Source organism: Leifsonia sp. (assembly GCF_051955155.1).
Classification (GTDB): domain Bacteria; phylum Actinomycetota; class Actinomycetes; order Actinomycetales; family Microbacteriaceae; genus Leifsonia.
In genome coordinates this window covers 24,817-38,466 of sequence record NZ_JBQCGZ010000051.1, presented here as the reverse complement: position 1 = coordinate 38,466, position 13,650 = coordinate 24,817, and the positions used below count along the sequence as shown (strand labels likewise).

Genomic DNA, 13,650 nt, shown 5'->3' with positions numbered 1-13,650 from the left:
GCTCAGGCGACCTTCTCGATCGGGGAGAGCCGCCAGGCGCCGGTCAGCACGTCCTCGCGCGGCGCGTACAGCCGCAGCATCGGCCGGAACGGCCCCTCCGGTGCCGGCAGCCAGTTGGCGGCGGCCTTCTCGTCGGTGGGTCGGGTGGCGCTCATCGTGATGGTCAGTCCTCCGTCGTCGTCGTACACGATCCCCCGCGTCCTGTCGCCCAGCGAATACCGTCCGATCGGGTTGGCGACCAGGAAGTAGTGCGGGAGGTCGTACATGGTGAGCGACCAGAAGGCGTCCACCGGCGGGGTCGGGTGCAGCCGCAGCCGGTAGACGTGCTCGCCGCTGAGCTGGTCTCCGTCGGCATCCACATAGGTCGCGATGTATGCGGCCTCGTAGGCATGGTTGCCCCACAGCCCGCCGAGGGCCGCCGCCGCGCGGTGCGCGTACCGCGTCCTCGGGTCGGCCATCGTCCACTCGGGGGCGTCGATGGTGCCGATCCCGAGGAAGTCGGTGTTGTAGTCGAACACGTGCAGGTTCACCTGCCACCCGTCGGTCAGCGGGACGCCCGTGCGCAGGGACGCCTCCAGCGCCTCCTTGCCGACCGCGTAGCCCGCCTCGAGGGCGGCCCTGACCGCATCCGGCTGGTCGGCGACGGGGTCCGCGCCGGTGATTCCGAGCTCGTGGTAGCTGGCGAGCGCCTCGCGGTCGTGCTCTGCGGGCGGGAAGGCCTGCGACCAGACGCGCATCCGCTCGAAGAAGGTCAGCGCCTCGCTCGGTCCCTCCGGCACAGCGGGGACGCCCTCCGGTGCTGCGCCGGACGGCTCCAGCGGGGTGAGCGCGAGGGCGTCCTGCAGGGCGTGCACGGCGGGGAGGTCGTCCTCGCCGTCGACGGCCCAGCGGCCGACGATGGTCGCCAGCCGCGTGGGGAACGGGATCACGGCGGCGTCGCGCGCCGGGCCGGCGTCCGTGTCCCCCTGCTGCCACCCGGGCGGCACGAGCAGGAACTCGCCGGCACCGTTGCCCGTGGCGCGGGTGCCGACGTAGGCGAAGTTATTCGACCAGGCGTCGACGAACTGCAGGACGCGGTAGCGCTCACCGGAGTCCGGCACGCTCAGCAGCACGGGGCCGACGCCGAGGTCCAGCTGGGCGATCGAGTAGACCGTGTCGTTGTTGATGGACACGAAGGTGTCGTCGGGGCCGGCGAGCGTGCGGGCGTGACCGAACGTGTTGTACGGGGTGGCCGGGATGGCGCCGATCCCCTCCCGCGTGAAGCGGTCTATCTGCTCGACGTCCGCGACGAGCGGGTACCCGACGACGTACGCCTCGGACGCCAGCACCGCCAGATGCTCCGCGGAGCCGTGCTCGGCGTTCCCGTGATCGGCGTTCCCCTGATCGGTCATCTGCACCTCGACTCGTCGGAAGGACAATTCTACAGATCGTAGAAGGCGGCGTCGCTGTGGCTACTCTACGCGGGGCGGGTGACGGCGGGCTGAACGAAAAAGACCCCCCACGCACCCGCCAGAGCCCGGTTACCCTTGCTGCGTTTCCGCCCTGGGGGAGTTGGCCTGGATGGCGCCACGTGGGGAGCCGGGAACCAGTGTAGCGGGTCCGGCTGGGAGCCCGTGTGCACCGGGCGCCTCCGACGTCCGGTAAGATACTGTGAGCCGTCGCCCGCAAGGGGATGGCATCCCAGGAGAATTCGCCTAGTGGCCTATGGCGCACGCTTGGAAAGCGTGTTGGGTGCAAGCCCTCGGGGGTTCGAATCCCCCATTCTCCGCCACATACGTCACCGCCGCGGGGTGCGCGCGCAGCGTCCTTCGGGGGTTCGAATCCCCCGCTCCGCGCCGCGACTGTCCGCGTTCGGTACGTCACCGCCGTGCTCGCGCGGGGACGGTTGTACCGAACGGGGACGGTCGCGGCGCGGAGCGGGGCTTCCAACGTTGTAAAGTCGTGCCCGGGGCGAGGGAGGGAGCGCGCATGGCCGCGACGATGCACGATGTCAGCAGGCTGGCCGGCGTGTCCATCAAGACGGTGTCGAACGTCATCAACGACTATCCGTACGTCAGGGACGAGACGCGGCGCCGGGTGCTGGAGGCGATCGAGCAGCTCGGCTACACGCCCAATCTGTCGGCGCGGAGCCTGCGCTCCGGGCGGACCAATGTGATCTCGCTGATGATCCCCGACCTGCGCAACGCCTACTTCGCAGAGCTCGCCGACTCGGTGATGCGCGCGGCCGCCGAGCGCGGGCTGTCGGTGCTGATCGAGCAGTTCGGCGACCAGCGCGACCGCGAGATCGACGTGCTGCGGCAGCCGCGGTCGCAGATGGTGGACGGCGTGCTCTACAGCGTGCTCGCCCTCGACCAGAGCGACGTCGACATCATCGCCGGGATCGCGACGCCCGTCGTGCTGCTCGGCGAGCGGATCTTCAACGGGCCGCGCGACCACGTCACCATGCAGAACGTGGAGGGCGCCCGCGCCGCCACCGAGCACATCCTCGGTCTCGGCCGGCGCCGGATCGCCGCCCTCGGTGCCCACCCCGGCGAGGTGATCGGCTCGGCCGCGCTGCGCCTGGACGGCTACCGCGCGGCACTCGACGCCGCCGGGCTCCCCTACGACGAGGACCTGATCGTCCCGGTCGGCTCCTGGCACAGGCGGAACGGAGCAGAGGGGATGCGCGAACTGCTGGCGCGCGGGACGGAGTTCGACGCCGTCGTCGCCTTCAACGACGCCATCGCCCTCGGCGCACTGCGCGTGCTGCAGGAAGCCGGGCTGCGGGTGCCGGAGGACGTCGCGGTGATCGGCTTCGACGACATCGACGAGACCCAGTACTCGATGCCGACCCTCAGCACCATCGACCCGGGCCGCGAGGAGATCGCGCGCACCGCGATCGACCTGCTGCTGCGCAGGATCGAGGGCGCCGGCGAGCCGTTCACCCCCGAGGAGATCCTGGTCCCCTTCCGCCTCGTCGCGCGCGAATCGACCACCGTCGGCTGACCCCGCGACTGAGCCGCCGCGTCACGTGTGCGCCCGGGCGCCGCGCCGCAATCGTGACGCGGAGGCGCACTCATCGAAGAGGCATTTGACACGGTCACATCGGAGCGTGCATCATCGGTCTACAACGTTGTACTACAACGTTGTAGGACAAGGGTGTCTCAACACCGCGAAGGGAATCCAATGAAGAAGCTCCTTGCAGCAGGCGGTGCGATCGCTGTCGCGGTCGCGGCGCTCACCGGGTGTTCGGCAGGCAGCGCCGCGGCGAGCTGCCAGAACAAGATCGTCAACTCGGACGCCAAGCAGGTCACGATGTGGGCCTGGTACCCGAACTTCGAACCGGTCGTCGACCTGTTCAACAAGACCCACAAGGACGTCCAGATCTGCTGGACGAACGCCGGCGCCGGCAACGACGAGTACACCAAGTTCTCCACGGCGATCCAGGCGGGCTCCGGCGCCCCGGACGTCGTCATGCTCGAGACCGAGGTCGTCCCCAGCTACATCGCAGACGGCTCCATCGTCAACCTCAGCAAGCTCGGCGCCGACAAGGTCAAGGACAACTACTCCGAGGGCGCCTGGAGCGACGAGACCAAGGACGGCGACGCCTACGCGATCCCCGTCGACGGCGGCCCCGTCGGCCTGCTCTACCGCAAGGACCTGTTCGACAAGTACGGCATCGCGGTCCCGACCACCTGGGCCGAGTACGCCGCCGCGGCGGAGAAGATCAAGACGGCCACCGGCGGCAAGACGCTGATGACCGACTTCCCCGGCAACGGCCGCGCCTACCAGACCGCGCTCTTCGCCCAGGCCGGCGCGAAGCCGTTCGAGCTCTCCGGCAAGACCGACGTGAAGATCGACCTGGACGACCCGGCGTCGAACAAGGTGCTCGGCTACTGGAACGACCTGGTCCAGAAGAAGCTCGTCGGCACCGAGGACTCCTCCACCACCGACTACAACACCCACCTCGTCAACGGGAAGTACGCCTCGGTGATCGCGGCGGCCTGGCTGCCCGGCTACCTGCAGGGCTTCACCGGCGCCGACAAGAGCGCGAAGTGGGCCGTCGCGCCCGTCCCGCAGTGGGACACCGCCAACCCGACCCAGATCAACATCGGCGGATCGGCGTTCGCGGTCAGCAAGCAGGCGCAGGACCAGAAGGCGGCGGCCGAGGTTGCCCGGGACATCTTCGGCACGGAGGAGGCCTGGAAGCTCGGCATCGAGAAGGCGGCGCTGTTCCCGCTCTGGAAGCCGATCCTCGAGTCCGACTACTTCCAGTCGAAGGCCTACCCGTTCTTCGGTGGCCAGCAGATCAACAAGGACGTCTTCCTCACTGCGGCCACGGACTACAAGGGCTTCCAGTTCAGCCCGTTCCAGAACCTCGTCTACGACAAGCTGACGGACGCGGTCAACGCCACCAACAAGGGCAAGAAGTCCCCGGCCGACGCGCTGAAGACGTACCAGGACGCCGTCACCGCGTACGCCAAGCAACAGGGCTACACCGTCACCAAGTGACGCGACGGCGGCGTCCGCGGGCACACCAGCGCGCGGACGCCGCCACGGCATCCACCACCACGAAAGGCTCTCCCGATGACCCAAACCGCCGTCGCACCGCCGCGACCGCGTGCCGCACGGGCGCCGAAGCGGCGTGACATCGTCGGCCTCCGCCGCGCGCGCTGGGGCTGGGCGTTCACCGCACCGTTCGCCGTCTTCCTCGTCGTCTTCCTGATCGTCCCGCTCGTCTACGCGTTCGTGCTCAGCCTGCAGAACACCACGCTCGCGGGAGGGACGTCCTGGGTCGGCCTCGCCAACTACGTCAAGGCGTTCACCGACCCTCTGTTCCTGGACGGCGTCTGGCGCGTCGTCCTGTTCGCCGTGGTGATGATCCCGGCGCAGATGCTGGTCGCGCTCGTCGCGGCGCTGCTGATCGACGCGCTCACCACACGGTTCGCGAAGATCTCGCGGCTGCTGATCTTCGTCCCGTACGCGGTCCCCGTCGTGATCGGCGCGCTGATGTGGGGCTTCCTCTACAGCCCGAGCTTCGGTCCGGCGCAGGAGCTGTTCGGGCTCGTCGGCCTGACGGCGCCGGACTTCTTCTCGGACGGCAACGTCTTCGGCTCGCTGGTGAACATCGTCACCTGGCAGTGGGCCGGCTACTACATGATCATCATCTACGCGGCGCTGCAGGGCGTCGACCCGTCGATCTACGAGGCGGCCCGCGTGGACGGCGCGAATGCCTGGCAGATCGCGCTGCGGATCAAGGTCCCGATGGTCGCCTCCTCGCTGCTCCTGGTGCTGGTGTTCGCCCTGATCGGGACGCTCCAGTTCTTCAACGAGCCGCAGATGCTGCGCGGGATGGCCTCCGGCTCCATCACCTCCAACTACACGCCGAACATCTACGCGTACACCGTCGCGTTCTCGTACCACCAGTTCAACTACGCGTCCGCGATCGCGTTCGCGCTGGGGCTCGTGATCTTCGTCGGCTCGTACGTGTTCATGTTCGCGACCCGCAAGAAGAGCGGAATGATGAAATGACGACCACCATCGCGACAGAACCGGACCGCACCTCCCCCGCCTCCCTCCCGCTCGGCCGCCGCGCCGGACGGGGTAGCGGGCGAGGCTCGCGCCGCGGCGGCCGCGCGGTCGTCCCGCACATCGTGCTCGCCGCGTTCATCGTCTACTTCGCTCTGCCGTTCTGGTGGCTGATCGTTGCGAGCACCAAGAGCCAGCAGAGCCTGTTCGACGGCAAGACCAGTCCGCTCTGGTTCTCCGGCCAGTTCGACCTGTTTAGCAACATCGGGTCCCTGTTCAGCTACTCCGGCGGCCTGTACGCGCACTGGCTCGGCAACTCGTTCCTGTACGCGCTGGCCGGCGGGCTCGGCGCGACCGTGCTCTCGGTGCTCGCCGGATACGGGTTCTCGATGTACGGGTTCCGCGGCAGGAGGCTGTTCTTCGCCATCGTGCTCGGGTCGGTCATGGTCCCGGCCACGGTTCTCGTCATCCCGCTGTTCGTGCTGATGAGCGGCGCGCACCTCACGAACACGGTCTGGGCCGTCATCCTGCCCTCGATGCTGAATCCGTTCGCCGTGTACCTGATGAAGGTCTACACCGACGAGGCGATCCCCCTGGAGATGGTGGACGCCGCCCGTGTCGACGGCGCAGGCGAGATCCGGATCTTCGCGAGGGTCGCGCTGCCGCTGATGCGACCGGCCATCGTCACCGTGCTGCTGCTGGCGATCGTCGGCACCTGGAACAACTTCTTCCTGCCGCTGGTGATGTTCTCCAACCCGCAGCTGTTCCCGGTGACCGTCGGCCTCGGCGCCCTGCAGGCGCAGGCCCAGGTCAACACCGGAGGGCAGTCGCTGTGGAACCTCGTCATCACCGGAGCGCTGCTCTCGATCATCCCCCTGATCGTGTCGTTCCTGACCCTGCAGCGGTACTGGCAGGGCGGCCTCTCGCTGGGCAGCGTCAAATAGCCCGCCACCTCCACCACGTCCCCACCGAACCGAACTCGAAAACGAAGGAACACGTAGGAACCACCCATGACTGAGACCCACATCGCCCTCGACCGCTCCGCACGCGTCGCGCCCATCGACCGCCGGATCTTCGGCTCGTTCGTCGAGCACCTGGGGCGCTGCGTGTACGACGGCATCTACGAGCCGGGCCACCCGACCGCGAACGAGGACGGCTTCCGCCTCGACGTCGTCGAGCTGGTGAAGGAGCTCGGCGCGTCCACCATCCGCTACCCCGGCGGCAACTTCGTCTCCGGCTTCCGCTGGGAGGACAGCGTCGGCCCGCGCGAGAACCGCCCGGTGCGCCGCGACCTCGCCTGGCACTCGCTGGAGACCAACCAGGTCGGGCTCGACGAGTTCTCGCGCTGGCTGAAGCTCACCGGCTCGGAGCTCATGCTCGCCGTCAACCTCGGCACCCGCGGCATCGAGGCGGCGCTCGACCTGCTCGAGTACGCGAACCACCCGTCCGGCACCGCGCTCAGCGACCAGCGCATCGCCAACGGCACCCCCGAGCCGCACGACATCCGGATGTGGTGCCTCGGCAACGAGATGGACGGCCCCTGGCAGACCGGCTACCTCACCGCGGAGGACTACGGCAAGCTCGCCGCGCGCACCGCCGCCGCCATGAAGATGGCCGACCCGACGCTCGAACTGGTGGCCTGCGGGTCGTCCGGCTCCGGGATGCCGACCTTCGGCGACTGGGAGCGGACGGTGCTGGAGCACGCGTACGACCACGTCGACTTCATCTCGGCGCACGCCTACTACCAGGAGCGCGGCGGCGACCTCGGCTCCTTCCTCGCGTCCTCGCTCGACATGCAGTACTTCATCGACACCGTGGTCGCGGCCGCCGATCACGTCGGCAGCAAGCGCAAGAGCACGAAGAAGATCGCCATCTCCTTCGACGAGTGGAACGTCTGGTACCTGGACGAGCACAAGGAGTCGGACGAGGTCAACGACGAGTGGCGCATCGCTCCCCGCCAGCTGGAGGACGTCTACTCCGTCGCGGACGCTGTCGTCGTCGGCAACCTGCTGATCACGCTGCTGAAGAACCACGACCGCGTGCGCAGCGCCTCCCTCGCCCAGCTCGTCAACGTGATCGCGCCGATCATGACCGAGCCGGGCGGAGCGGTCTGGCGGCAGACGACCTTCTTCCCGTTCTCGGTGACCAGCCGGCTGGCGAAGGGCGACGTGCTGCGTCCCACCATCCGCACGGGCAGCTACGAGACCGCCGTGTACGGCGAGGCCGGGATCGTGGACGCGGTCGCGACGCACGACGCCGAGAGCGGCCGGTCCGCGGTGTTCCTGGTGAATCGCAGCCAGACCGCGGCGGAGACGGTGCGCATCGACGTGCGCGACCTCGGCGCATCGACGGTCGAAGAGGCGCTGAGCCTGTTCGACGACGACGTGTACGCCAAGAACACGCTCGCCGACCAGGAGCGCGTCGGCCTGCGCACGAATGGCAGCGCGACGCTCGCCGACGGCGTTCTCACCATCGAGCTCCCGCCGGTCTCCTGGACGGCGGTCGCGCTCGCCTGATCGCGCCTCCGCGCACGCACCGGGGCTGGAGGCCCGCCGACGCGGCGGGTGTCCAGCCCCGCGTGCTAGCGTCCATACGGCCGCAAGGGGGAAGGGGTCCGGTGTCCAAGAGGATGTTCGCGCAGCTCTGCGCGACGCTCGTGTTCGCCCTCCTCGCCGTGCTGTTCGGTCGCGGGATGCACGACATCGGCGGTGTGATCGTGTTCGCCGTGTGCGTCGTCGCGACGATCGTCTCCGCCTTCCGGGTGCGCTCGCTGCGCGCCAAGGACGTCGCCGCGCGCAGGCGTGTCCCCCAAAATGCCGCTACCGACCGGGACGGGCGTCCGTCAGGCTCGATTCGATGAGCGGGCAACGGGAACTGAAGCGCGAGACGGACGCGGCGCACGGCACCGTGCTGCGCCCGTTCCGCAGCCTGTTCGTGCGCGGCCTGGTCGCCATCCTCGCGCTGACGACGCCCGTGTTCGCGGTGCTGTACTGGCTGACGATCCCGGACGGCCCGTGGGCGGTCGTCCTCGTCGCGCACCTGCTGGTGATCGCCGCGACCGTTCTCGGGGTCTTCGCCTTCTTCTCCACGACGATCACACTTCGCGCCGACGGCGTGCGCGAACGCGGCTTCTTCGGCCGCACCGTGCTCGTCCGCCCGTCCGACGTCGGCTCGATCGTGCTCATCCAGCTCTACGAGAGCAGCACGCTCGACACCCTCCCCCAGCTGTTCGTGACCGGCACCGACGGCCGGCTGCTGCTGCGGATGCGCGGCCAGTTCTGGCCGCTGGAGGACATGGAGCGCGTGGCGGAGGAGCTCGACGTGCCGGTCACGCGGCCCGAGGACTCCATGACGCTCACGCAGCTGCGGCGCACCTCCCCCGAGCTGCTCTACTGGTTCGAGCGCATGCCGCGCTTCCGCTGACTGCGCGACTGCCCCTGTCCGGAACGTCTGCGCCTGCGCGAGCAGGGGGCATACGTTCCGAACGGGGGCAGTCAGCCGTCAGACGGTGGCGTCGGTGCGGATGCCGAGGACCGGGCCGCGCGGGGTGCTGGAGGGCAGCTCGTGGAAGCCGAGCCGGTCGTAGAACGCGCGGGCGTCGTGGTTGTCGGGCGACATCGTCAGGTAGACGGCGGGGACGCCGCGCTCGCGCAGAGCGGCGAGCAGGGTGCGGATGAGCCGGCGGCCGAAGCCCTGGCCCTGCAGTTCGGGGAGCAGGTCGATGTGCAGGTGCGCCGGATACTCGGCGACCTCGGGCGGGATGGAGCCGCGCACGTTCCTCCCGTAGCCGATCATCCCGCGCTCGTTGTCGTCCTTCGCGGACTCCAGCGGGTGCGCGGCGATGAAGCCGGGACGCCACTCGGCGTCGTACCAGTCGGCGTACGCCAGCGAGTCGGCGACCGCGATCACGTAGCCCGCGACGTGGTCGCCGGTGTCGACGACGAACGCGAGGTCGGGCTGGTAGGCGGCGTACGGCCCCGCGAAGATGTCCGGCAGCAGCGCGTCGTCGGAGTACAGCCCCGTCGCGTCGCCGCCGCTCGCGCCGGTGAGCACGCACACGCGGTAGAGGTCGTCGCGGTCGGAGGGCTGGTACGGACGGATCAGAGTCACCGTGAAAGTATGGCAGCGTGAGCCAGACCACTGCCGCCGGCCCGCGCAGCAAGGGGTTGCTGACGCCGCATCCCGGCGCACCCGTGCGCATCGAGCGGCGGTTCCCCGGTGAGGCGGCCGGCGCGTTCGTGCGGCACTACTGGCTGCCGCGCTGGGCGCTCCCCGCCGGCGCCGAGGTGCGGCAGGGCGTGCTGGAGTACCCGACGGCGAACCTGGTCGTCGAGGCCGATTCGGTGCTCCTGCACCGCGCGAGCCGCGGGCTCTCCGTCCGCGCGCTGCGCGGCGAGGGCTGGGCGTTCGGCGTGATGCTGCGCCCGGGGACCGCGCGGTCCTGGACGGGGGTCTCGCTGCGTGGGCTGCCGCCGGCCATCCCCCTGCCGGCGCTGGTGCCGGGGACGCGGGAGGCGGTGCAGGCGGCGGTACCGGCCGTCCGCGACCGGATGGCGGCGGGCGACGACGGCGGTGCACTGGACGCGTTCGAGGACGCGATCGCCGGGCTGGCCGCGCCCGGCTCCGACGCCGCGCTGGTGGACGCGATCGTCGCCGCCGTCGAAGAGGACCGCGACCTCCTGCGCGTCGAGCAGCTCGCCGACCGGTTCGGGCTCGGCGTCCGCAGTCTGCAGCGGCTCGTCGCCGGGCACATCGGGTTCGGCCCCAAGTGGCTCATCCAGCGCTACCGGCTGCAGGAGGCGGCGGCGGTGCTGCGCGCGGACGACCCGCCGCCGATCGGGATGCTCGCCGCCGACCTCGGCTACGCCGACCAGGCGCACTTCACGCGCGAGTTCAAGGCCGTGGTCGGCGCGACCCCCGGTGCGTACGCCGCGCAGGTGGCGGCGGAGCGGGCGGGGGCGCCGTGACCGCGCCCGGCCTCGATCCCGCGACCGCGCTGGCGCCGTGGCGCGAGCGCTGGCGGCTCACCGCCGACGGCGCGGCGTTCGCGACGCCGTCCAGCATCCTGCAGCCGGTCATCAGCGCCGGCCGGCCCGCGTACCTCAAGCTCGCGACGGTGGACGAGGAGGCGGCGGGCGCGCGGGTGCTGGCCTGGTGGGCGAGCCGCGGCGCCGCCGCCGTGTTCGAGGCGGACGGGGACGCCGTGGTGATGGAGCGCGCGACCGGCGACCGCTCCCTCGCCGCACTCGCGGAGTCCGGTCCGGCCGGGGACGACGAGGCGACACGGGTGCTCTGCCGCACCGGGCTCGCCCTGCACCGGGTGGACGATGTGCCGCGTCCCGGCGGGATCGTCGGCCTGCGCCGCTGGTTCCGGGAGCTGTTCGAGCACGCGGCGGAACATCCCGGCGCCCACGACGGGCTGTTCCCGGTCGCGGCAGCGACCGCGGACGCGCTGGTCGGCGGCGGGGCGGACGTCGTGCTGCACGGCGACCTGCACCACGGCAACGTGCTCGACTTCGGCGCGCACGGCTGGCGCGCGATCGACCCCAAGCACCTCCACGGCGACCCGGCGTTCGACTTCGCGAACATCCTGTGCAACCCGTCCCCGGCCGTCGCGCTGCGGCCGGGGCGGCTGGAGCGGACGGTCGCGGTCATCGCGGAGGAGACCGGGGTGGACGAGCGGCGGATGCTGGAGTGGGTGCTGGCCTGGTGCGGGCTGTCGGCGGCGTGGTCGGAGCGGTCGGGCGGGGACCCGTCGACCGCGGTCGGGGTCGGGCGGCGGGCGCGGGCGGTGCTCGGGAGGTAGGCGGGCGGCGTGCAATACTTTTGCGGAGGAAGTAACTGCGCGAGGGAGCGGCATGACCATCGACACCATCCACCTGACGGCCGGCGGCGTGAGCGTGCTGATCGATGTGCGGGGTGGGCTGCTGCCCGCGATCGCGCACTGGGGTGCCGCGCTCGGCGAGCTGGACGCGGCGAGCGCCAGGGCCGTCGTCCTCGCCGGCGTCCCACCCCAGGCGAACAACACGGTCGACGAGCCGGTGCGGGTCGCCCTGCTGCCGGAGCAGCGCACGGGCTGGCTGGGGCGTCCTGGGCTGAGCGGGAGCAGGGACGGCGCGGCGTGGTCGCCATGGTTCCGGGTCACGGCCGTAGACACCGACGCCGAGCCGGTGGACGGGCTGGTCACGCTCCCCGGCGGTGCGGTCCGGGTGAGCGCACGGGACGACACCGCGGAGCTGGAGCTCGCGATCGACATCGAGCTGAGCGCGGCGGGCGTGCTGCGGACCGCCGCGACCCTCACCAACCACGGCGACGCCTACCTGCTCGAGGACCTGTCGCTGGCCCTGCCGCTCCCGCCGCGGGCGCGGCAGACGCTCGATTTCGCCGGCCGCTGGGGCAAGGAGCGCACCCCGCAGCGCGGCGAGCTGACCGTCGGCGCGCACGTGCGCGAGGGCAGGCGCGGACGCACGGGGGCGGACGCGGCGACGCTGCTCACCGTGGGCGAGCCGGGCTTCGGCTTCGCGCGCGGGGAGGTGTGGGGCGTCCACGTCGGCTTCAGCGGCAACCACAGGCACTACGCGGAGCGGCTCTCCAGCGGGGAGCAGGTCGCGGGCGGCGGCGAGCTGCTGCTGCCGGGCGAGGTCGTGCTCGGCACCGGCGAGAGCTACCGCACGCCGTGGCTCTACGGCGCCTGGGGCGACGGCCTGGACGACCAGGCCGGGCGGCTGCACCGCCACCTGCGCGCCCGGCCGCAGCATCCCCGCCGGCCGCGCCCGGTGACGCTCAACGTGTGGGAGGCGGTCTACTTCGACCACGACCTCGCCCGGCTGACCGACCTCGCCGACCGTGCGGCGGCGATCGGCGTCGAGCGCTACGTGCTGGACGACGGCTGGTTCCGGCACCGCCGCAACGACAGGGCCGGGCTCGGGGACTGGTACGTGGACGAGCAGGTCTGGCCGGACGGCCTCACCCCGCTGATCGACCACGTGCGCGGGCTCGGGATGGAGTTCGGCCTCTGGTTCGAGCCGGAGATGGTGAACGTCGACTCCGACCTCGCGCGGGCGCATCCCGACTGGGTCATGCAGACCGGCGGCCGGCTGCCCGTGGAATCGCGGCACCAGCAGGTGCTGAACCTGGGCATCCCGGAGGCGTACGCCTACATCCGCGACCGGATGGTGGACATCCTCTCGCACGACGACATCGCCTACATCAAGTGGGACCACAATCGCGACCTGGTGGACGCCGGCACCTGGCCGGGCGGCCGTCCCGGCGTGCACGAGCAGACGCTGGCGACCTACCGGCTGATGGACGAGCTCAAGGAGCGCTTCCCGGGGCTCGAGATCGAGTCCTGCTCGTCCGGCGGCGCGCGCGTGGATCTCGGCGTGATCGAGCGCACCGACCGGGTGTGGGTGTCGGACTGCATCGACCCGCTGGAGCGGCAGCAGATGCACCGCTGGACGCAGCAGCTGCTGCCGCCGGAGCTGCTCGGCGCGCACGTCGCGTCCGGGCGGTCGCACACGACCCACCGCGAGCACGACCTCGGCTTCCGCGCGGCGACGGCGCTGGTCGGGCACTTCGGGATCGAGTGGGACCTCGCCGCCGCGTCCGATGCGGAGCTGGCGGCGCTGGCCGAGTGGACGGCGTTCTACCGCGAGCGCAGGGACCTGCTGCACGGCGGCGAGCTGGTGCGCATGGACGAGGTGGACCCGACGCTGTGGGTGAGCGGCGTCGTCGCGCCCGACCGCGGCCGCGCACTGTTCTCGCTCGCCTACCTCGGCCGCTCGGACGCCGGGCCGCTCGGGCGGATCACGCTGCGCGGCCTCGACCCGGACCGGAGCTACCGGGTTCGGCCGCTCGCGCTCGGGGATCCGGCGGGCGGCTACCGCGTTCCGCCGTGGTTCGCGGGCACCGAGAGCGGCGTCCCGGTCGGCACGGACGGCAGCACGCCGCTGTCGCGGAGCCTGACGCCGGAGGAGACGGAGGGCGTCGTCCTGAGCGGCCGGACGCTCGAGGCGGCCGGGCTCTCGGCGCCGCTGTCGTTCCCCGACCGGGTCTGGCTCATCGACGTCACGGAGGTGTGAGCCGGCGCCCGCGCCATCGCTTCCGGAGTTGTTCACGCCACCGCGCGGCGTGTTGCGTGAA

General features: G+C 71.0%; 12 protein-coding genes, 1 tRNA gene and 1 other RNA gene. 11 read left to right on the top strand and 3 right to left on the bottom strand.

The window, feature by feature from the left end; translation table 11 throughout:
* Positions 1–2: 2 nt before the first annotated feature.
* Together ACTHMF_RS05065 and ffs are read right to left on the bottom strand one after the other, a co-directional pair.
* Entirely contained in the window at positions 3–1,391 is a 1,389-nt protein-coding gene (locus ACTHMF_RS05065; RefSeq protein ID WP_440316557.1) for a DUF1254 domain-containing protein, read from the bottom strand.
* 95 nt (positions 1,392–1,486) lie between these two features.
* An RNA gene (gene ffs, locus ACTHMF_RS05060) (signal recognition particle sRNA small type) lies at positions 1,487–1,583 on the bottom strand.
* A gap of 100 nt (positions 1,584–1,683) precedes the next feature.
* Here ffs and ACTHMF_RS05055 point away from each other — a divergent pair.
* The 8 genes from ACTHMF_RS05055 to ACTHMF_RS05020 all read left to right on the top strand — a co-directional run bounded on the left by ACTHMF_RS05055 (position 1,684) and on the right by ACTHMF_RS05020 (position 8,931).
* A tRNA-Ser gene (locus tag ACTHMF_RS05055) sits at positions 1,684–1,771 on the top strand.
* Between the two features lie 197 nt (positions 1,772–1,968).
* Complete coding sequence (locus tag ACTHMF_RS05050) at positions 1,969–2,985, top strand: LacI family DNA-binding transcriptional regulator (protein WP_440316556.1); 1,017 nt, start codon at positions 1,969–1,971, stop codon at positions 2,983–2,985.
* A gap of 180 nt (positions 2,986–3,165) precedes the next feature.
* The gene (locus tag ACTHMF_RS05045; RefSeq protein WP_314147244.1) at positions 3,166–4,491 is read left to right on the top strand and encodes an ABC transporter substrate-binding protein; all 1,326 of its coding nucleotides are present in this window, start codon (positions 3,166–3,168) and stop codon (positions 4,489–4,491) included.
* A 75-nt stretch (positions 4,492–4,566) separates the two neighbouring features.
* Positions 4,567–5,511 carry a carbohydrate ABC transporter permease gene (locus tag ACTHMF_RS05040; RefSeq protein WP_314147243.1) on the top strand — a complete coding sequence of 315 codons (945 nt, stop codon included), beginning with the start codon at positions 4,567–4,569 and terminating at the stop codon, positions 5,509–5,511.
* Positions 5,508–6,452, top strand: a complete 945-nt coding sequence (locus ACTHMF_RS05035; protein ID WP_314147242.1) for a carbohydrate ABC transporter permease — start codon at positions 5,508–5,510, stop codon at positions 6,450–6,452. The genes ACTHMF_RS05040 and ACTHMF_RS05035 overlap by 4 nt, the downstream gene beginning before the upstream one ends.
* A gap of 66 nt (positions 6,453–6,518) precedes the next feature.
* Positions 6,519–8,024 carry an arabinosylfuranosidase ArfA gene (gene arfA / locus ACTHMF_RS05030; protein WP_440316555.1) on the top strand — a complete coding sequence of 502 codons (1,506 nt, stop codon included), beginning with the start codon at positions 6,519–6,521 and terminating at the stop codon, positions 8,022–8,024.
* A 101-nt stretch (positions 8,025–8,125) separates the two neighbouring features.
* Positions 8,126–8,368 (top strand): hypothetical protein, encoded by a 243-nt coding sequence (locus ACTHMF_RS05025; RefSeq protein ID WP_440316554.1) that lies wholly within the window; start codon positions 8,126–8,128, stop codon positions 8,366–8,368.
* Complete coding sequence (locus ACTHMF_RS05020; RefSeq protein ID WP_314147239.1) at positions 8,365–8,931, top strand: hypothetical protein; 567 nt, start codon at positions 8,365–8,367, stop codon at positions 8,929–8,931. The genes ACTHMF_RS05025 and ACTHMF_RS05020 overlap by 4 nt, the downstream gene beginning before the upstream one ends.
* Positions 8,932–9,009: 78 nt before the next feature.
* On the opposite strand, the gene ACTHMF_RS05015 is transcribed toward ACTHMF_RS05020, so the two are convergent.
* Positions 9,010–9,618, bottom strand: a complete 609-nt coding sequence (locus tag ACTHMF_RS05015) for a GNAT family N-acetyltransferase (RefSeq protein ID WP_314147238.1) — start codon at positions 9,616–9,618, stop codon at positions 9,010–9,012.
* A gap of 17 nt (positions 9,619–9,635) precedes the next feature.
* Between ACTHMF_RS05015 and ACTHMF_RS05010 the strand changes: the two genes are divergently transcribed.
* Genes ACTHMF_RS05010 through ACTHMF_RS05000 form a run of 3 tightly spaced genes read left to right on the top strand, consistent with a single transcriptional unit; the run spans position 9,636 to position 13,589 of the window.
* Entirely contained in the window at positions 9,636–10,475 is an 840-nt protein-coding gene (locus ACTHMF_RS05010; protein WP_440316553.1) for a helix-turn-helix domain-containing protein, read from the top strand.
* Positions 10,472–11,314, top strand: coding sequence for an aminoglycoside phosphotransferase family protein (locus ACTHMF_RS05005; RefSeq protein WP_440316552.1), 843 nt, complete (start codon positions 10,472–10,474; stop codon positions 11,312–11,314). Before ACTHMF_RS05010 ends, ACTHMF_RS05005 begins: the two co-directional genes overlap by 4 nt.
* A 52-nt stretch (positions 11,315–11,366) precedes the next feature.
* A complete protein-coding gene (locus ACTHMF_RS05000; protein ID WP_440316551.1) occupies positions 11,367–13,589 on the top strand; it encodes an alpha-galactosidase in 2,223 nt (740 codons plus the stop codon).
* Positions 13,590–13,650: the final 61 nt, after the last annotated feature.

Excerpts from the sequence above, each read along its gene's own strand:
- ACTHMF_RS05065 (WP_440316557.1), bottom strand. The coding sequence starts at position 1,391 with ATGACCGATCAGGGGAACGCCGATCACGGGAACGCCGAGCACGGCTCC.
- ACTHMF_RS05050 (WP_440316556.1), top strand. The coding sequence starts at position 1,969 with ATGGCCGCGACGATGCACGATGTCAGCAGGCTGGCCGGCGTGTCCATC.
- ACTHMF_RS05045 (WP_314147244.1), top strand. The coding sequence starts at position 3,166 with ATGAAGAAGCTCCTTGCAGCAGGCGGTGCGATCGCTGTCGCGGTCGCG.
- ACTHMF_RS05040 (WP_314147243.1), top strand. The coding sequence starts at position 4,567 with ATGACCCAAACCGCCGTCGCACCGCCGCGACCGCGTGCCGCACGGGCG.
- ACTHMF_RS05035 (WP_314147242.1), top strand. The coding sequence starts at position 5,508 with ATGACGACCACCATCGCGACAGAACCGGACCGCACCTCCCCCGCCTCC.
- arfA (WP_440316555.1), top strand. The coding sequence starts at position 6,519 with ATGACTGAGACCCACATCGCCCTCGACCGCTCCGCACGCGTCGCGCCC.
- ACTHMF_RS05020 (WP_314147239.1), top strand. The coding sequence starts at position 8,365 with ATGAGCGGGCAACGGGAACTGAAGCGCGAGACGGACGCGGCGCACGGC.
- ACTHMF_RS05000 (WP_440316551.1), top strand. The coding sequence starts at position 11,367 with ATGACCATCGACACCATCCACCTGACGGCCGGCGGCGTGAGCGTGCTG.